The organism is Nitrosomonas sp. ANs5 (genome assembly GCF_050584665.1).
Taxonomy (GTDB): Bacteria; Pseudomonadota; Gammaproteobacteria; order Burkholderiales; family Nitrosomonadaceae; genus Nitrosomonas.
Map to the genome: position 1 here is coordinate 23,345 of NZ_JBEUDO010000016.1, position 19,143 is coordinate 42,487.

At 52.6% G+C, this 19,143-nt stretch carries 16 protein-coding genes; 7 read left to right on the forward strand and 9 right to left on the reverse strand.

All coding sequences use genetic code 11. From position 1 onward, the window contains the following. Positions 1-72: 72 nt before the first annotated feature. Entirely contained in the window at positions 73-1,206 is a 1,134-nt protein-coding gene (locus tag ABTW62_RS05740; RefSeq protein WP_430903633.1) for a PQQ-dependent sugar dehydrogenase, read from the reverse strand. Positions 1,207-1,323: 117 nt separating this feature from the next. Between ABTW62_RS05740 and htpG the strand changes: the two genes are divergently transcribed. Both htpG and sugE read left to right on the forward strand, forming a co-directional pair. After that, entirely contained in the window at positions 1,324-3,246 is a 1,923-nt protein-coding gene (gene htpG, locus ABTW62_RS05745) for a molecular chaperone HtpG (protein ID WP_430903634.1), read from the forward strand. A gap of 183 nt (positions 3,247-3,429) precedes the next feature. Further along, positions 3,430-3,750 carry a quaternary ammonium compound efflux SMR transporter SugE gene (gene sugE, locus ABTW62_RS05750; protein WP_430903635.1) on the forward strand — a complete coding sequence of 107 codons (321 nt, stop codon included), beginning with the start codon at positions 3,430-3,432 and terminating at the stop codon, positions 3,748-3,750. 138 nt (positions 3,751-3,888) lie between these two features. Here sugE and ABTW62_RS05755 read toward each other — a convergent pair whose 3' ends face one another. The 3 genes from ABTW62_RS05755 to metE all read right to left on the reverse strand — a co-directional run bounded on the left by ABTW62_RS05755 (position 3,889) and on the right by metE (position 9,506). Further along, the gene (locus tag ABTW62_RS05755) at positions 3,889-4,971 is read right to left on the reverse strand and encodes a DUF21 domain-containing protein (RefSeq protein ID WP_430903636.1); all 1,083 of its coding nucleotides are present in this window, start codon (positions 4,969-4,971) and stop codon (positions 3,889-3,891) included. A 190-nt stretch (positions 4,972-5,161) separates the two neighbouring features. Continuing rightward, positions 5,162-6,790, reverse strand: a complete 1,629-nt coding sequence (locus ABTW62_RS05760) for a Na/Pi cotransporter family protein (RefSeq protein WP_430903637.1) — start codon at positions 6,788-6,790, stop codon at positions 5,162-5,164. Between the two features lie 442 nt (positions 6,791-7,232). Next, positions 7,233-9,506 (reverse strand): 5-methyltetrahydropteroyltriglutamate--homocysteine S-methyltransferase, encoded by a 2,274-nt coding sequence (gene metE / locus ABTW62_RS05765; protein ID WP_430903638.1) that lies wholly within the window; start codon positions 9,504-9,506, stop codon positions 7,233-7,235. A 106-nt stretch (positions 9,507-9,612) separates the two neighbouring features. Here metE and ABTW62_RS05770 point away from each other — a divergent pair, with 106 nt between their 5' ends. Continuing rightward, entirely contained in the window at positions 9,613-9,876 is a 264-nt protein-coding gene (locus tag ABTW62_RS05770; protein ID WP_430903639.1) for a LysR substrate-binding domain-containing protein, read from the forward strand. Positions 9,877-9,948: 72 nt separating this feature from the next. Further along, positions 9,949-10,128 carry a hypothetical protein gene (locus ABTW62_RS05775; protein ID WP_430903640.1) on the forward strand — a complete coding sequence of 60 codons (180 nt, stop codon included), beginning with the start codon at positions 9,949-9,951 and terminating at the stop codon, positions 10,126-10,128. A gap of 83 nt (positions 10,129-10,211) precedes the next feature. On the opposite strand, the gene ABTW62_RS05780 is transcribed toward ABTW62_RS05775, so the two are convergent. After that, on the reverse strand, positions 10,212-10,955 hold the full coding sequence (locus ABTW62_RS05780; RefSeq protein WP_430903641.1) for a 4-aminobenzoate synthase: 744 nt from the start codon (positions 10,953-10,955) through the stop codon (positions 10,212-10,214). Between the two features lie 310 nt (positions 10,956-11,265). Between ABTW62_RS05780 and ABTW62_RS05785 the strand changes: the two genes are divergently transcribed. After that, entirely contained in the window at positions 11,266-12,201 is a 936-nt protein-coding gene (locus tag ABTW62_RS05785; RefSeq protein WP_430903642.1) for a LysR family transcriptional regulator, read from the forward strand. Positions 12,202-12,284: 83 nt separating this feature from the next. Here the strand turns inward: ABTW62_RS05785 and ABTW62_RS05790 are convergent, their stop codons facing one another. Beyond that, positions 12,285-13,028 (reverse strand): 4-aminobenzoate synthase, encoded by a 744-nt coding sequence (locus ABTW62_RS05790; RefSeq protein WP_430903643.1) that lies wholly within the window; start codon positions 13,026-13,028, stop codon positions 12,285-12,287. A 357-nt stretch (positions 13,029-13,385) separates the two neighbouring features. On the opposite strand from ABTW62_RS05790, the gene glyA reads away from it, so the two are divergent. Next, positions 13,386-14,636 (forward strand): serine hydroxymethyltransferase, encoded by a 1,251-nt coding sequence (glyA, locus tag ABTW62_RS05795; protein WP_430903644.1) that lies wholly within the window; start codon positions 13,386-13,388, stop codon positions 14,634-14,636. Between the two features lie 79 nt (positions 14,637-14,715). Next, positions 14,716-15,186: a transcriptional regulator NrdR gene (gene nrdR / locus ABTW62_RS05800; RefSeq protein WP_430903645.1), complete on the forward strand. Its 471-nt coding sequence runs from the start codon at positions 14,716-14,718 to the stop codon at positions 15,184-15,186. A 20-nt stretch (positions 15,187-15,206) separates the two neighbouring features. On the opposite strand, the gene ABTW62_RS05805 is transcribed toward nrdR, so the two are convergent. The 3 genes from ABTW62_RS05805 to ABTW62_RS05815 all read right to left on the reverse strand — a co-directional run bounded on the left by ABTW62_RS05805 (position 15,207) and on the right by ABTW62_RS05815 (position 19,086). After that, complete coding sequence (locus ABTW62_RS05805; RefSeq protein ID WP_430903646.1) at positions 15,207-16,715, reverse strand: N-acetylneuraminate synthase family protein; 1,509 nt, start codon at positions 16,713-16,715, stop codon at positions 15,207-15,209. Between the two features lie 193 nt (positions 16,716-16,908). Then, the gene (locus ABTW62_RS05810) at positions 16,909-17,970 is read right to left on the reverse strand and encodes a cytidylyltransferase domain-containing protein (protein ID WP_430903647.1); all 1,062 of its coding nucleotides are present in this window, start codon (positions 17,968-17,970) and stop codon (positions 16,909-16,911) included. 18 nt (positions 17,971-17,988) lie between these two features. Further along, positions 17,989-19,086: a Gfo/Idh/MocA family protein gene (locus ABTW62_RS05815; RefSeq protein WP_430903648.1), complete on the reverse strand. Its 1,098-nt coding sequence runs from the start codon at positions 19,084-19,086 to the stop codon at positions 17,989-17,991. Positions 19,087-19,143: the final 57 nt, after the last annotated feature.

Sequence of the window (19,143 nt, forward strand, 5' to 3'; positions counted from 1 at the left end):
TTGGAGATCTTGGCAGATCCTTATGAAAATTCTGCCAAGATCCAGATTTAACACGCAATGCGACAGATCCTGTCATTTGTCTTTATCTTGCCCGATTGCAGTATCATCGTAGCTAATGCGGTAAATTGAACCCGTCATGTCGTCTGAAACCAGTAATGCGCCATCTGGCATAACCAGCACATCCACCGGGCTTCCCCAAGCCTGGTTTTGTTCCGCTATCAGCCAGCCTTCGGCAAAAACTTCCTTGCTGACAACCTGATCCGCTTCAAGCTGCACGAATAGCAGTCGATGGCCAACTTTCTCGCGACGGTTCCAGGAGCCGTGTTCTGCTATGATGATCTGGTTACGGTAGCGTTTCGGAAACATGCCACCGGTATAAAACCGTATACCCATCGGCGTGACATGAGGATCCAGTTCTGCAGCGGGCGGTGTGGATTTTCCGCAACCACGCTTGGCCCCGAATTTGGGATCAAGGAGTGTACTTCCATGACAGTAGGGAAAGCCGAAATGCAGGCCTGACATGGGCGCATGGTTCAACTCATGCGGAGGCAGATCCTCTCCCATCCAGTCGCGGTTATTATCGGTGAACCACATTTTCCCGGTGACGGGGTGCCAATCGAAACCCAGCGAGTTGCGTACGCCTTGGGCAAATACCTCGCGCCCCGAACCATCCGGCCTGATGCGAGAAATAATGGCAAACTCAGCTGGATCGGCCTCGCAAACATTGCAGGGTGAGCCAACCGATACATACAACCAGCCATCCGGCCCGGCAGCGATATAGCGCTGCGCATGAATGGTCTCGCTTGGATAATCCGCGTTTATAATATGCGGCGCTGCAGGCTTATCAAGTGTATTTTCGACATTGTCGATACGCAGGATTTTATCGACCGCTGCGATATACAACGCACCCTCGTTGAACGCGACACCGGTTGGCATTTTGAGTCTATCGGCAATGACGCGCACTTGCCGTTTGCCTGATTTTTCCGTGATGGCGTAAACATTGCCGGCCGATTTCGAGCCGACGAATACTGTGCCATCGTCCCCCAGCGTCATGGCGCGTGCATCCGGGACTTCTGCCCAGACATTGATGGAGAATCCTGGGGGTAATTTGATTTTATCGAACGGCAGTGTGGTTTCCTGGCCACTTATCGCCGAGGTTGATAGAGAGAACAGCACGATCAGGGTAAAAATGGGTAGAAATTTCATACGTCTAAAGAGATTAATTTGAAAGCTTGCGGTGACGGCAGAACCATCAACAATAAGATGGCTTGAAATTGCCTAATTTGACCGCACAATGTTAACGCATTTTTTAAGGAGAGAAGTATGCAAACAGCAGAAAACGTCGAACATATGAGCTTTCAGGCTGAGGCGAAACAACTTCTAAAGTTGATGATTCATTCGCTCTACAGCAACAAGGAAATATTTTTGCGTGAATTGATTTCCAATGCATCCGATGCGGCGGACAAGCTTCGGTTCGAAGGATTGTCTGACGCAGCCCTGTATGAATCCGATCCTGATCTGAAAATTCGTGTTGCCTATGACCAGCAGGCACGCACGATTACCATCAGCGATAACGGGATCGGCATGTCCAGGCAGGAGGTTATCGACAATGTGGGCACTATTGCCAAATCCGGCACCCGGGAATTTTTCAATTCATTGACCGGTGATCAGGCCAAGGATGCGCACCTGATTGGGCAATTCGGAGTCGGTTTTTATTCGGCATTCATTGTCGCGGACAAAGTAACCCTAACCACTCGCCGCGCGGGGCTGACCGCTGAACATGGTGTGCGCTGGGAATCGAGTGGGGAAGGCGAATACACGCTCGAAACGGTGACGAAGCAGGATCGTGGCACTGAAATCGTGCTGCATTTGCGCGCTGAGGAGGATGAAATCCTGAATGGCTTCAAGCTACGTTCAATCATTCGCCGTTATTCGGACCATATCACTTTGCCGATCGTGATGAAAAAAGAGGAGTGGGACGAAGAAAGCAAGGATTACCGTATCGGTGACGAAGATGAAACCATTAATCAGGCAAGTGCGATCTGGGCGCGGCCCAAGAATGAGATCACGCGGGAACAGTATGATGAATTCTATAAACATGTCGGGCATGATTTCGAGCCCCCGCTCGCTTATGTGCATGCCAAGGTAGAAGGCAAGCAGGAATATACCCAGTTGCTGTACATTCCCTCCCACGCGCCATTCGATTTATTCGACCGGGAACATCGTCACGGTGTCAAATTGTATGTCAAGCGTGTGTTTATTATGGACGATGCCGAGAAACTGCTGCCCGGCTATTTACGCTTCGTGCGCGGCATTATCGATTCCAATGATCTGCCCCTGAATGTTTCGCGTGAAATCCTGCAGGAGTCCAAGGATATCGACAGCATTCGGGCCGGTTCGGCCAAGAAAGTACTGGGATTGATCGAAGAATTGGCCAGCAGCGATCAAAGCGAAAATCAGGAAAAATTCAGGACCTTCTGGAAGGAGTTCGGCCAGGTTTTGAAAGAAGGGGTGGCGGAAGATTTTGCCAATCGCGAACGAATTGCCAAGCTGTTGCGGTTTGTCTCGACCCATGATGAGCGGGCAGAGCAGATGGTATCGCTGGATGATTATATCGCCCGCATGAAACCGGAGCAGGATAAAATCTATTACATCACTGCCGATGGTTTGAAAGCTGCCCAGAGCAGCCCGCATCTTGAAATTTTCCGTAAGAAGGGTATCGAAGTGCTGCTCTTGTGTGATCGCATCGATGAGTGGCTGGTTGCCCATCTGCATGAGTATGCTGGCAAGCCGCTGCAGTCCGTGGCCAAGGGTGATCTCGATCTGGGCAAGCTCGCTGACGAGGACGAGAAAAAGGCGCAGGAAAAAGAGGCTGGCGACTTCCAGGATTTGGCAACAAAAATGAAAGAAGTTCTGAGCGAACAGGTCAAAGATGTGCGAATTACATTTCGTCTGACCGAATCACCCGCTTGTCTGGTGGCCGATTTGCATGATATGGGCGGTAATCTGGAACGTCTGCTCAAATCAGCCGGTCAGAAGGTTCCGGACAGCAAACCGATCCTGGAAATCAATCCACATCATCCGATGGTGCAGCGATTGAAATACGAGGAAGCCAAGTTTTCAGACTGGAGCCGGATTTTGCTCGACCAGGCCCTGCTGGCCGAAGGGGGGCAGCTTGAAGATCCCGCCGGCTTTGTCAAACGATTGAATGATCTGTTGCTGCAGAACGTGTTGAGCGGCAACTAGCAGGCACTTTCGGCTTGCAGGGCATAACAGTGTCATGCAAGCCCTGGCGCCTTGGCTTGATGCTTCACTGGCATAGGCTGGCCCGGATGCCAAGCAGAGTACATAGAGCGTGTAATTGGGGACGACCTCAATTTTCGATATCGGCCGGGACGACCCGTGCAACCCAAATTGTGAGGACAATCAATGGCCTGGTTTATACTTGTGCTGGCGGGTTTGTTTGAAGTCGCCTGGGCGATCGGCTTGAAATACACGGAGGGCTTCAGCCGGCTCTGGCCCAGTGTCTGGACGGTACTGGCGATGATCGTTAGCATCTGGTTGCTGGGGGTCGCCATGAAATCGCTGCCTGTCGGGACCGCTTACGGCATCTGGGTCGGGGTCGGCGTGGTCGGCACAGTCATCTGCGGCATGCTGCTGTTTGGTGAACCGGTGAATGGTATGCGAGTATTCAGTATCGCACTCATTGTTGGCGGCATTATCGGCCTCAAGTTTGCGACACCTGCCTGATGGCGTTACAAACTGTAGCGGACCAGGAAATGACAGCCGGTCTTTTAGAGGGTTGTCATGACTCGTGTGTGATGACACGCTGATCATCCGGATAGTGTTGCTTTCCAGGCGTGTTCAGTCGAAGATTGCCGGGAAGATTCATCTTCGCTTGCTAGATTCGATGCAGGTTGAAGCAGTCTGCCGACGGCGGAAGTTGACTGGAACTGGTCTTTGTTGAACGATCCGACGCAGCAGTCGCCCCAGGATATCGGAGCCTGTGATGATATGCCGTCTTGCCTGGCTCCATACCAAAATGAGGTCTTCGTCGATGACATCATCACCTGGCCGCTCCGGACTTACGGTCAAGCGAGTCAGTGTCTGGCCGAGTGGTAACTGGGGATCGCGTACGACCAAGGGATGGTGACAAAATTGTATGGGATCAAACGATTGGTTGTCGAAGAGTGCTGCCCGCAACAATGCGGGCGCATTGACCACCAGGTGGGGCTCTTCTGCTTCATCCACCAATACAACCCATTTTTTGCCGCTCGCGGCAATGCGCTGCAGAAACGGATCCGCCACATTGCATGAGACTTCAGGAAATACCGGCCATCCGTTCTGAAAGGTCAGACAGATCACGCTTTGAGGATCAAGCAATTCACCTTCCAGTCCGACTGGCAAATCATCCAACGCTAGAAAATTGATCGCGCCCGCAGCCTCGACCTGGCTGATTTCGGTACCCAGGTCGCGGGCGTGTTGTTCCAACATTTGCTTGAGTTCGCGCTCACGCAGCCAGGGGATACCTTCAGGGCCGATCCAGATATCGAGCAACTTGCTTGAAGGCCAAGCAACCGGCCATAGCAGTATCCGGTACGAGTGCAGCAATGGAGCGAGTCGCGATGCGACCGCCAGTGCATGCCGCGAGAAATAGGCCTGAGGAAGAATTTCACCGGCAAAAGTGATCACGACGGTAGAGAAAAAGAAAGCACTCAGACCCATCAAAACGGAATCGGCCAGCAGGGTCAGCAAGACATTGATCGAAACATTTCCCCACAGGATGGTCGTCAGCGTGTAATTGGCATTTTGCCGCAACGCCAGAACCTTCTTTGCATCGCAATCGCCATTTTCAGCGGCTATTTGCAGACGTAGCCGGCTCAGACTGAACACAGCCAGGTTGAGCCCGGAAAATATAGCCGACTGCGTCAGGCATAGGACAATACCGATCCAAGTGAGTAACTCGTTCATGCCATTGAGTTCATTGCATCTTCGGCTGCGGGATTGTACATCAGTCCATTATCCTGACTGGTATTCGCCAGGCAGGATGTGCCACTTGGTTCGATTGAAGCAATGAAAGAATCGAATGTCTTCTTTATAGTCATCTCTGTCACATGTCGAAAGGCGTGGGACTTGATTATCCCATGCGCGCTGATGGGAATTATTGATCCAAAGAGTTTGCCAACAGATCTATTGGTTTGATGTTATCTGCCTTAGCCTCGATCATGTTTTCCTCAGCAAGATAGTGGCAAAGCCGCCAGGTATGATAAGCGACGCGCTCCAGCCACCGTACAGTATCCAATGCATCCAGCGCATCGAATGGAGTGCGTCGACCTGCCGCGGTTTGACGCAGAATTCCCAGGCGCTCTTCGCGCCGCAAGCCAGCCAGAACCAGTGCCTGCTGTTCTATCCGGGTCAGCCAATCGGTCGGCGCGCGACCCAATAATCCCTGGCGCGCCAGAGCCAGTGTTTTGCGAGTTTGCCCAAGAGCGAGCTGCATGGATGGCTGGGCCAGTGTCTTGCGTGCGGTAGCTGACAGATTCAGGCGGGTCAGCAAGCGGGCTAAATGATCAATGGCATGTAGCTGTACCACACGCTGGTGGGAGAGGGGCTCGTCATCCGAAATGGATGGTATCTTTGTAAAGAAGCTCTGTATGGTTTCCAGCGCACCTTTCACTTCTGTGCGTTGTGTCTCGTTGACCTGGCTGACGGCGCTGCTCAGTAACTGGTCAAGCAGATTGATGACTTCCAGTGTTGTATCCACTAAGGTGCGCCGAGTGGATTCCAGTGCAACGGCTGGCACTTGTAGTAAGGAATCGTCGAGATGACGGGTCAGTCTCGGTCCGTGCTCAGGCAACAGGCGCTCGATCCAGCGTGCGAAAGGTTTGGTGAAAGGCAGAAAGATCAAGACACCCAGTACGATGAACAGTGTATGGAAGGCAGCCAGGCTGATGGCGCCGGGTTCGAGATGCATTTGCTGTTGCGCGAATTCCAATCCTCTCAACAGAACGGGCAGCATCAGCAGTGCTATGATGCCGGTTGCCAGATTGAACAATACGTGCGCGAGGGCGGTGCGCTTGGCAGAGACACTGCCGCCAATTGCTGCCAACGGTCCCTTGATTGTGGTGCCGATTGCTGCGCCGATCACCAGCAAGGCGGCCTGATCGAAGTTGACGGCACTGGCGTGCAGGGCGGTCAGTGTGGTGGCGACCGCTGCGCTGGAAGATTGCATCACGATTGTCATCAGTGCGCCGATCGAGACAACTGCCAGATAACCAATCAGACCAGTTGAAGGTAGCAGTGCCAGGTCAAAGGTGCCTGCCAGATCCTGCATGCCGGTTTGCAGGGTGTCGATTCCGACGAAGATCAGCCCGAAACCTCCCAGTGCCAGGCCCAGCGAGCGCCTGCGCCCGCGAGCGAGCAGCCGCATGAGTGCACCGACTCCCACCAGCGGCAAGGCATAGAATCCCAGGCTTATTTTCAATCCCAGCACCGAGACCAGCCAACCGGTACCGGTTGTGCCCAGGCTGGCTCCCAGTACGACCCCCAGTGCCTGCGGAAAAGTGAGCAGACCCGCGCTGACGAAACCAATCAAGGTTACGGTTGTGGCACTGGATGATTGCACCATCAATGTGACCAGGGTGCCGGATGCGAAGGCTTTGTAAGGTGTTCCCGTGAAGCGCACCAGCGCACGGCGCAGCGCTTCACCGGCCAAGGATTTCAGACCGTCGGTGAGCAGTACCATGCCCATTAGAAACAGGCCGATGCCGCCCATCAGCTGAAAGATCATGGCAATCATAGTCCGGCTACCTCAGGAAAGTTAGTAAAGAGTCAGAGTATCGGATAGCTTTGATGATTCATCGGTTGTGCAACAAAATGGATGTAGATGATTGCCGGCATGATTCGATTATTGAGTGGATGACAATTACAGTAAAAACCCCTTATTTCATCGGGGGAAGCATAGTAAGTGAAAATGAAACATCAATGTAATATTTCTATTGTAGTTTAATATATAGTTTGCGGTGTCAAGGGATGGGGGCAGGGATTGTTCTTCTGTTCTGCCATGGTCTTCGAATTCGGCTGCTGATAGGTTTGAACAGATGAGTTGGCTACGCGCAATACTTCTATGCAAGCAGCTCTTTGGAGGTCAGGTTGAGCGGAGGAGGGGGCGTAAACTTTGACTGCCGTTACTCGCGTATATACGCGGGTAACGGCAGTCATGTTGATCAAAATCAGGCTTTCAGCAAATTGCGCATGGTTCTGGCGCAGTCCACCATCTTGGTCAATGCGGCTGCAGTCTCGGACCAGTTGCGTGTTTTCAGACCGCAATCCGGATTGACCCATAAATGCTGCGGGTCGATATGCCGGACTGCTTTCTTGAGCAGATCCAGCATTTCCGAAGCATTGGGCACGCGGGGTGAATGAATATCGTAGACGCCAGGTCCGATTTCGTTCGGATAGGCAAATTCCACGAAGGCATCCAGCAATTCCATGCGGGAACGCGAAGTTTCAATCGTGATGACATCTGCATCGAGGTTGGCGATTGCGGGCAGAATGTCATGAAACTCCGAATAACACATATGTGTATGAATTTGCGTGTCATCCTTGACGCCCGAACTTGCGATGCGGAAAGCTTTGACCGCCCACTCCAGATAATGCGCCCAATCCGACCGCCGCAGCGGTAATCCTTCGCGGAAGGCCGGCTCATCGATCTGGATCATTCCGATGCCGGCACGTTCCAGGTCGCTGACTTCATCACGAATCGCCAGCGCGAGCTGTAAGGCAGTGTCTGCTTGGGGCTGATCATCGCGCACGAATGACCACATCAGCATCGTGACCGGTCCCGTCAACATGCCTTTGACCGGCTTGCTCGTCAGGCTTTGTGCATATTTTATCCATTCAACGGTCATCGCCTCCGGCCGATAGACATCGCCATAGAGAATCGGGGGCTTGACGCAGCGTGAGCCATAACTCTGGACCCAGCCATGTTCGGTGAATGTGTAGCCCCACAATTGTTCACCGAAGTATTCCACCATATCCCCGCGCTCGGGTTCGCCGTGAACCAGTACATCCAGCCCAACCTGTTCCTGTTTGGTGATAATGTCCTGGATTTCGGCGCGCATGGCCGTCAGGTATTCGAGATGACTTACCCGGCCTTTCTTGAAAGCCGCGCGTGTTTGGCGAATCTCGCTTGTTTGTGGGAAGGAACCGATCGAGGTTGTCGGCAACAGAGGAAGACGAAAGCGCTGCTGCTGGAGTGGGCGCCTGAATGCAAACGGCTGCTGGCGTTGTGCGTCATGCGCATTTAGGTTCTGGATTCGCTGTGCAACGACCGGGTTATGGATGCGGCTGGATTCCCGCCTGGCGCGGCAGGCTTGATCGGAAATTATCAGTGATGACTGGATCGATGCCCTGCCTGCATTCAAGCCTTGCCCGAGGATGGCCACTTCTGCCAGTTTCTGTACCGAGAATGCCAGCCAATTGCGGATTTCCTGGTCAAGTTGCGTTTCTTGTGTGAGGTCGACCGGGCAATGCAGGAGCGAACAGCTGGGTGCAATCCAGAGCCTGTCTCCAAGTACGGTATGCGCATGTGTCAGCATGTCGAGCTTGTTCGAAAGATCTGCGCGCCAGATATTACGGCCATCGATCACGCCCAATGACAGCGTTTTGTTCGCAAACGCCTGGCCCAGAAAAGCCTCAAGCTGTTCCGGTGCGCGGCATAGATCGAGATGGAATCCATCGACAGGTAAAGTACTGAGTTGCGCCAGGTGATGCCCGACTGTGCCGAAATAGGTCGTCAGCAATAGCCGGCATCCGTTGTGCTGCAGGGCGTGATAAGCGGTCTGCAGGCCCTCTAGCCAGTCCTGATCCAGATTGAGCGCAAGTATTGGCTCGTCGATTTGCACCCACTGTACGCCCAGCGTGGCGATACTGGACAGGATTTCTTGATATGCAGGCAATAGCCGGGACAGCAATTGAAGTTTGTTGAAACCTGGTGTTGTCTCCTTGCCTAAGTACAGATAGCTCAGGGGGCCGAGCAATACGGGTTTGGGGGTTATTCCAAGCGCTTGTGCTGCCGCAATTTCCTGAAACAGGCGATTGGATGCGAGCCGGAAAACAGTCGTTTCATCGAATTCAGGCACAATGTAATGGTAGTTAGTATTGAACCATTTAGTCATTTCCATTGCCGGTTGATCGACTGTGCCGCGTGCCATGGCAAAATACAGCTCAAGGGGGATTTCATCGGTGACTGGCCCGAAGCGGTGTGGCACCGCGCCGAGCAATACGGTCATGTCGAGCACATGGTCATACAGGGAGTAATCGCCGACCGGAATCCAATCCATGCCTGCCTGTTGTTGCGCGCGCCAATTGGCGGCACGAATTGAATCGGCTGTCGTCAATAATTGCTCGGCACTGATTTGTTGCTTCCAGTGGGCTTCGAGTGCTTTTTTCAATTCACGTTGCGGACCGATTCTTGGGAAACCGAGATTATGTGTCAATACCATTATCAAGCTCTTTTTATCTAGATTGAAGGAGCTATCATTCTGTTGAATACTTTACAATGAATCAAATGAAAGTTTTTATGACATATTATGAATAACATTCATAATCGTGCTGGAATGTCATACCTGCTTTGACTGGCTGATGCCGATCATGGATACATTCCGTGCCGATTGGCCCGACGTGGAACTCGATCTGATATCCGGCTTTCACAGCGATCCTGTGCATTCGCCCAGGAATGGAGCTGCGGATGTGGTCGTCGGATCGGAGCCCAGGCCGCAGTCTGGGATCATGCATTTTCCCTTGTTCCGCTTCGAGATCCTGGCGGTGCTTGCGCCTGGCCATGAGCTAGGAGGCTGTCCGAGAATAGACTGATCTACTGCGGACGAGCCTGGTTGGCTGAATTTTACGATCCTTTTCGTTAAATAGAACGACTATTCGCCTCAAATGATCGAAAAATCCCGCTCAACCAGCCTCGCCCTCGCTACGAGCGCTATTCTCGGACAGCCTCCTAGGCAAAAAACGCGTGCTCGAGGCACAGGATTTCGTGGCGACGATTCGCCAAGTATGCTTTCCAAGCTGGAAGGTGTCAGGCCATTGCGGGCGGCCAGGCAAAGGAGAAGGTGAGATTTAAGAAATGACCAGGTGGTTTGCCAATCTTGCAGGCTGTCTGCCACCCGGTCACACTGAACTGCCAGTCGAATCGGGTCTTAATGCAGGGTTACTGCAGATTCTGCTTCACATTCGAGATTGGCACAATAGGTTTGATGAACGCCGTCCAGGAACTTCCAGAGTGCGTCACATGCCCGGCGCGTCACGGCCAGTACTTCAGCCTGTTTCTCTGGCGTGTCGGCGAATTTTTCGATGATGGCCCATTCTGCCTGTGAATGGTAAACATCCGCTTTTTGGTGGACCGAGAAAAATTCATAATCCTGGGGGTTGTTCATGCCATAGAATTTGGCCAGGCCATCGATCTTGACTGCTGCGATATCGGGCACTTGCGATTCGAATGCGTGCAGGGCAGCCAGGCCGGCATAGAACGGCTGATTCAAACAAATATCCCGGAAAGTGGAAACCAGATCCTGCGTTTCCGGCAGGGCATCAGCTTTCGCCAGGCTGGCATCGTCGGCACCGAGTGCGAATGCAAACGTTTTCCAGAGTGCAGGATGGTTTTTCTCGCCATGTTCCTCGTCGATCAGGTTCTTCAGGACTTCCTGACGTACACTGATATCACCACTGTTGCGCGCATCGTGGAAATGCGGCGTGTTGAAGTGCACCGCGCTCAGGTAGGTGGGTTCGGCCAGAACATTATAAAAATATTGTTCGGCATAATGGCGCAGCTGCTCTCTGGTGAGTTTGCCTTCCGTCCAGGCAATGTAGAAGGGGTGTTGCAGCAAGTGTCTGCTTTGAATGATGGCATTGACCTGTTGCTTGAGTGTTTCGTTTGTGGCCATGATAGCTCCTGTAAGTGTAAATAGAAATAGAGTGAATTAAACCAGATATTTCGGGCAGCGGTTTATCATCATCGCTAACATTGAATCGGTTGTCGTCAATAACGACTCGGTAGTGATTTGTTGCTTCCAGTGAACTTTCAGTGCTTTTTTCAATGCATGTTGCTGAGCGGCTCTCGGGAAACCAAGATTATGTGTCAGTACCATTATCAAGCGCTTTTTATCTATATTGAAGGAGCTATCATTTTGTTGAATGCTTTATAATGAATCAAATGAAAGTTTTTATAATTGACTATGAATATTATTCATAATTATGCTGGAATTGCGTCATTTGCGTACACTGCAGGCCTTGCATGAAACGGGGAGTGTTTCGCGCGCAGCAGCGCGCGTACATTTGACTCAATCTGCTCTGTCCCATCAGATCAGAGTGTTGCAGGATCACTATCAGTCGCCGATTATTCAACGCCATGGACATGCTGTGCAGTTAACCGAAGCAGGCAGGCGCCTGGTACAGCTGGCAGAAAAAATTCTTGGAGAGATCCGGGTGGCAGAACGGGATCTGGCCAAAATCTCGCAGAAGGCCTCAGGCAGTCTGCGTATCGTGCTGGAATGTCATACCTGCTTTGACTGGTTGATGCCGATCATGGATACATTCCGTGCCGATTGGCCCGACGTGGAACTCGATCTGGTATCCGGGTTTCACAGCGATCCCGTGCATTTGCTCAGGAATGGTGCTGCGGATGTGGTCATCGGATCGGAGCCCAGGCTGCAGCCTGGCATCGAACATTTTCCCTTATTCCGCTTCGAGATCCTGGCGGTGCTTGCGCCTGGCCATGAGCTGGGCAAAAAACGCGTGCTCGAGGCCCAAGATTTCTCCTGCGATATGCTGATTACTTACCCGGTGCCCGATGAACGAATTGATTTAATTCGTCAGGTATTGATCCCTGCCAATGTCACTTGGCAGCGTCGCACGGCCGAACTTACCGTGGCCATTCTGCAACTTGTGGCCAGCCGGCGTGGCATCGCCGCACTCCCTGGCTGGGGGATCACCAACTATCTGGATTATGATTACGTGATTGCCCGGCGCATTGGTAGCCGCGGGTTGTGGAGCGATTTGTATCTTTCAGTGCGGGAGGAAACCGCTACTTTGGGTTATCTGCAGGATTTTCTGGCTACGATTCGCCGGGTCTGCTTTGCCAAGCTGGAAGGCGTCAGGCCATTGCGGGCGGCCAGGCAAAGGAGAAGGTGAGATTTAAGAAATGACCAGGTGGTTTGCCAATCTTGCAGGCTGTCTGCCACCCGGTCACGCTGAACTGCCAGTCGAATCGGGTCTTAATGCAGGGTTACTGCAGATTCTGCTTCACATTCGAGATTGGCACAATAGGTTTGATGAACGCCGTCCAGGAACTTCCAGAGTGCGTCACATGCCCGGCGCGTCGCGGCCAGTACTTCAGCCTGTTTTTCTGGCGTGTCGGCGAATTTTTCGATGATGGCCCATTCTGCCTGTGAATGGTAAACATCCGCTTTTTGGTGGACCGAGAAAAATTCATAATCCTGGGGGTTGTTCATGCCATAGAATTTGGCCAGGCCATCGATCTTGACTGCTGCGATATCGGGCACTTGCGATTCGAATGCGTGCAGGGCAGCCAGGCCGGCATAGAACGGCTGACTCAAACAAATATCCCGGAAAGTGGAAACCAGGTCCTGCGTTTCCGGCAGGGCATCAGCTTTCGCCAGGCTGGCATCGTCGGCACCGAGTGCGAATGCAAACGTTTTCCAGAGTGCAGGATGGTTTTTCTCGCCATGTTCCTCGTCGATCAGGTTCTTCAGGACTTCCTGACGTACACTGATATCACCACTGTTGCGCGCATCGTGGAAATGCGGCGTGTTGAAGTGCACCGCGCTCAGGTAGGTGGGTTCGGCCAGAACATTATAAAAATATTGTTCGGCATAATGGCGCAGCTGCTCTCTGGTGAGTTTGCCTTCCGTCCAGGCAATGTAGAAGGGGTGTTGCAGCAAGTGTCTGCTTTGAATGATGGCATTGACCTGTTGCTTGAGTGTTTCGTTTGTGGCCATGATAGCTCCTGTAAGTGTAATAGAGTGAATTAAACTAGGAGGCTGTCCGAGAATAGACTGATCTACTGCGGACGAGCCTGATTGGCCGGATTTTACGATCCCTTTCGTTAAATAGAACGGCTATTCGCCTCAAATGATCGTAAAATCCAACTCAACCAGCCTCGCCCTCGCTACGATCGCTATTCTCGGACAGCCTCCTAGATATTTTGGGTAACAGTTTATTATCATCGCTAATTCACGAAATGAAGTCAAATTGATCCTTTGCCTTGGCATAACAAGAAATACGTACAATCGCAGCTTAGTAAGCTGCGCGATGATAGAATGATCGTTTCAAATAAAAACTAGAGAGCGGATGTTATGTTTTCACAGAAAGTGACAATCAGACAGGTTGATCCTGATTTATGGCAGGCGATTGAAGGGGAAATTCAGCGTCAGGAAGATCATATCGAACTGATTGCTTCGGAAAATTACGCGAGTCCGGCGGTCTTGCAGGCACAAGGATCGGTCTTGACCAACAAATACGCGGAAGGCTATCCCGGCAAGCGTTACTATGGTGGCTGTCGATACGTGGATATAGTCGAGCAGCTTGCGATTGACCGGCTCAGAGCCTTATATGATGCGGAATATGTCAATGTGCAGCCGCATTCCGGTTCTCAGGCGAATGCCGCTGTCTATTTATCGGCCCTGAAACCGGGCGATACGCTTCTGGGTATGTCGCTCGCGCATGGCGGCCATCTGACGCATGGTTCGGCCGTCAACATGAGTGGCAAAATTTTCAATTCAGTGGCTTATGGACTGGATCCCGATACCGAAGAGATCGATTATGACGAGGTGGAACGGCTTGCGCTGGAGCACCGGCCACGCATGATTGTCGCCGGCGCTTCTTCCTATGCAAGAATCATCGACTGGAAACGTTTCCGGAAAATTGCCGACAGCGTAGAGGCCTATTTGTTTGTCGATATGGCGCATTATGCAGGTTTGATCGCAGCCGGTTTCTATCCCAATCCAGTCGGAATTGCCGATTTTGTGACGAGCACTACGCATAAAACACTGCGGGGGCCGCGTGGCGGGGTGATCATGGCAAAAGCCGAGTATGAGAAATCCCTCAATTCCGCAGTATTCCCGCAGACTCAGGGCGGGCCGCTCATGCATGTGATCGCAGCCAAGGCGGTGGCCTTCAAGGAAGCTGCCAGCCAGGGTTTCAAGGATTATCAGGAGCAGGTGATCGAAAATGCACGCGTCATGGCCAAGGTGCTGCAGCAGCGAGGTTTGCGGATTGTTTCCGGCAGTACCGACTGTCATATGTTTCTGGTCGATCTGCGCGCCAAGAATCTAACCGGAAAAGAGGCTGAGGCCGCACTGGAAGCATCGCATATCACCGTCAATAAAAATGCGATCCCGAATGATCCGCAGAAGCCGTTTGTCACCAGCGGTATTCGTATTGGTACCCCAGCCATTACCACCCGTGGTTTCAAGGAGCTGGAAGCCGAACAGCTGGCCAATTTGGTGGCGGACGTGCTGGATGCGCCGCATGATTCCAAAGTCCTGGAGCAGGTGGCTCAGCAGGCGCAAGCGCTGTGCACAAAATTTCCCGTTTATGGAGAGTGATCGGGCTCATCGTTAACCAGCCAATTTTCCTTTCTGACAGCCCGGAGCCATTCACTGGCTCTGGCGACAGCATTCAGCTATGAGATGTCCATTTTGTGGTGCTGAGGATACCAGCGTCATTGATTCGCGCGAGAGCGAGGAGGGGACGAGGATCCGGCGCAGGCGGCGTTGTATGGCCTGTGAGAAGCGTTTTACCACTTACGAAACAATTGAATTGCGATTTCCGCAGGTCATTAAGCAGGATGGCAACCGTGTCGAATTTGACCGGAACAAACTCTATACCAGTTTTACGCGGGCATTGCACAAGCGCCCGGTTCCAACCGAGCAGGTCGATGCGGCCATGGAGCGCATTGTGCAGAAACTCTTGAGTACGGGGGTCCAGGAAATTACCTCTCGCACCATCGGTGAATGGGTCATGCAAGAGCTGTATATCCTGGATAAAGTCGCCTATATCCGTTTTGCCTCGGTCTACAGAAGCTTTGAGGACATTGGCGACTTTCAGGAGGTGATCCGGGAGGTTCAGAGGCCTCCGTCAGACAGTAACGAATGATGTGCGATTAGATGATCGCCTTACCAGCTTTCCAGAATAGTTTTGCGTTGCATCGGGTCTAGCTCCGCGATTTCCGGATGTGCATAATAGGAATCCCCCACGATGCTATGCGTGGAAACCTCGGCAAAAATGGCGCCTGACCGGGTGGCAAAATCATGCATGGTGCCGCGCGGCACCAGTAATTTGTCGCCGGGTTTCATATTGACCGACTCCTGTGTGTCTTGCTTGTGCAGATTGACCGTCAAATCACCCCACAACATGCAAAAGGTTTCCTCCTTCTGTTTGTGCATATGCGGTGGATGTTTCTGTCCCGGCAGCATGATCAACAGTTTGTAGCAATACTCTCGGTTGATCAGATTGACCAGAATACAGCCTGTTTCCCGGAAGCGGGGGAGGCCATAGTGATGCGAGATTTCAACCGTATAGTCATCGCCGAGAGAAATGCCTGACTCGTATAACTGGCCTTTCGCATCATGCAGAATCCCCCGGATGAGCCGCATGGTATCGTGCTTGGGCGCTTCGAATACAGCTGAGCCGGTCACGTAATCGCGGGAGGCGGCAAAATGTGCGCGCAACTGACCGAATTCACCGCTTGTCAGCTGTCCCTCTGCGCAAGGCATGGCGAAGAATACATCTTCTGGCCGGATTTCTTCTCCCTGTGCGATGTTGCGTTTGACAAAAACTCCTCTCTGCAGCTCGCGCAGTGAGTCCTTCTCATTTTGTATGACATGTTTCTCCTCGCTCGCCCCGCAAATGGCGCGCATGCGTTCGGCAGCGGCTACCCACTGGTCAGCCTGCTCTGGATCCAGCGAGTAAGTGTTGAGCTGAATGTCGGGTGTCGCCACCCCGATGTGGCGTTCAAGCAAGCGTGCGCCCTTGGCGATGGCTGCCATGGCAACTTCGAGATTGTCGGGCGCCTCATGACCGGAGTATCCGACTGATACATAGGGGTAACGGCGCATAATCTTGCTCAGAAAATTCATGTGAATGCGTTCGTTCGGTGTGGGGTAAAGCGAGACACAATGCATCAGTGCAAAAGCAGGAACCCGTTTATGTAGAAAACTGACCAGATTGTCGATGTCGTAAATGCTCAAGCCACCAGTCGAGGCAATCACCGGGCGGTTGGCATCTGCGATGGCTGAAATCAGTGGCCAGTCGGTTGCCGAGCAGCTGGCAAGCTTCAATACCTGCACACCCAGAGCCTGGCAGGTTTGTACGGACTGCTCATCGAACGGTGTGGCTACCGTGACCAGCCCCTGCTCACGGATCGCTTCTACTAACCGCTGAAAATCATCCATGGTGAGACGAGTGCTTTCAAAGCGGCCAATATGCTTGACATCCGTGCGACCCTTGTAATCTGGATGAATAAAGGTATCCAGTTCGCGCAATTGCAACTTGACTGCCGCTTTGATCTGATGTTTCCGGGCAACTTTGGCGGTTGCATCGATAATTTTCAGACCATGTTCCACGCTGCCCTGGTGGTTGTTGGCCATTTCAAAAATATATAATTGGTCTAACAGTGTCTTCATGATCGTCCTTGAACAATATTTTTTACTTGAGAGTCTGGAAACAATTCATACATGCGACTCTATAACGAGTAAGCATGTGCTGATTCTGCGCCTGTCGGGCGGATTGTCTGATGGTTAAAGCGGGTTTGTCGCGGATTCGACCCGGCAGCTGGTTTTCTACCTGGTCTTGGCAACACAAAAGCATGCATGCGCATCAACAATGCTGTAACGCCTCTTGTAACGTGATCAGCCGATCGTCGATATAATAATCCGCTGCGGGCTTGCCAAACTGCAGGGCATGATAGCGCACGTTCCAGTCAGTCATCTGTTTGCGGGTTACATCCTGCCAGTCTATGCCGGTGGCCGAACCGCGTGCAGTAAACAAAATAATCCTGTGGCCCGCCTCATGCAATCGATTGATGATGGCAATATTTTCCTGTAAGGGTTGACTCAGCGTGTAATCGTTATTGGAAACCAATGATGCCAGTACGCCATCGATATCCACCACAAAGGTTTTGAACGGTGCCGCTGCACCTTCCTGGCGTACTCTCAGCTGGGGAGCATGCTGGCTTGCTTGCTTGTTCAGCAAGCATTCTGCCTGGTTGAGATCGTCTTCGCTATCGATGCTCAGCATGGGCGTGTCAATCACGACTGCGGCGCTGCGCGCGCCCATGAGCGCAGACTGGGTGAGCAGACATGCACGGGTCAGGGCATAGGCTGCGCCATTTCGATGGTATACAGGCTTGAGCTGCTGGCGGGCGATAATGTCTGTGCCACGCTGATCCCATAACCCGAGCATGGCATCATCATCCAACGCCAGCTGTTTGAGCGGATGATATTTGAGATCGGTCGGACTGACGGTCCAGACGGCATCAAAGTTGCCTTGCACCAGTTTCTCGACTGTTGCGGCCACATGATCCGGCAAGCGCAGGGGGGAAGTCGGTTGCAGCATGAGAATGATGTCATATTCGCAGCCATCGATCGATTCCATCGTCTGTAAAGCATGTTGCAATACCGGAATGTCACCAATCCGATCCCCGGAAAGTTCGGCCGGCCGCCAGAATGGCGCGGCGAGGCCGACCTGCTCGGCGGTTCGAGCGATTTCCGGATGATCGGTGGAGACGACCGCGCGATCGATCCAGCCCAGTTCGCGCACCAGTTGTCCGACATGCCCGACCAGGGAAGTGCCGCCAATTTTGCGTAAATTTTTCAATGGCACGCCCTTGCTGCCTCCGCGGGCAGGTACGACGGCCAGTACTTTTCTTTGTGCGTACATATGCGTGGGTTCAGGCGGCTACTGCAGCGAGTCAGGACCGTAGGGACGATCATAATCGATTTTAACCACGCGTCCGGTTGCGTGCGAGCGGAGCGCAGCTGCGATCACCAGCATGGTTTCCATTCCCTGCTGGAGGGAGATGGGCGAAATTTGCCCTGAATTTGCGAGCAGATCGCCGACATGCCTAATTTCGGGCTGAAAATCATCCGGCCGGGTTTTTTCGAAGTATTGAAATTGTTCGGGTTTGCCCTGCAATTGCAGCTTGACGGCATCCACGCCCGGCTTGAGATTGATAAACCAGTCGATGTAACCATTCTCGCCTTGCAGCCGCAATTGCTTGTCAGCCGGCTCCGTGATGACATCCTGGACCAATAAGCCGGTCAGGCCGCTTTCGGTGCGCAGATTGAGTTGCGCCAACCGATCATAGCAGGCGCCACGTTCCTCAACCATATCGAGCATCGCTGACACCTCGACAATCCGTCCGTGACCACTGAGATGCGCAAAATGCTGCCAAATGGCTAATCCATGCGAATGTTCGCCAAGTGCGCCCCCCCCGCGTTCGGTATAGCCGAGATAGGTTTCTTCCGGGCCGGAAATCCAGGGATGGGCTTTGAAAATGCCTTGCCAGTGTTCTCGAATCTGGGCGTGAATGGTCAGTATCTTGCCGAGCGAACCGGTTTGCAGCCATTGTTCTGTCAGGCGCGTGTTGGGCGTCAGGGTATGGTTGTAACCGACCAGGACCTGAACGCCCAATGATTCTGCCCGGCTACGTAATTGTTCGCAATCAGCCAGGGAAGGGGGGCATAATGGTTTTTCGATCAACAGCAATTTTGGCGGGTGCTGTTTCAGGATGTCGAGCGCTATTTTGATATGTGTGTCGGGCGGCGTGCCGATGATGACGACATCGAAATCTTCTTCGCTCATAGCGTCGGGATGCGCCAGCCGAATGGTTTCATCCCAGCGACCATAACGGTTGGGATAGATTTCCGTGCGGGTACGCTCGAGTGCAGCCGGATCGATATCGCACAGCACAACTTCCCAGTCCTGCTGCCGGCATCCATATGCGAGATGATTGCCGATTGAACCGGCTCCGATAATTTTTACTTTAGTTTTCATAGCCTAGAGGTAGTGCGAATTTTATAATGAGTAATCTCTAATTTTGGGTGTGTCCGA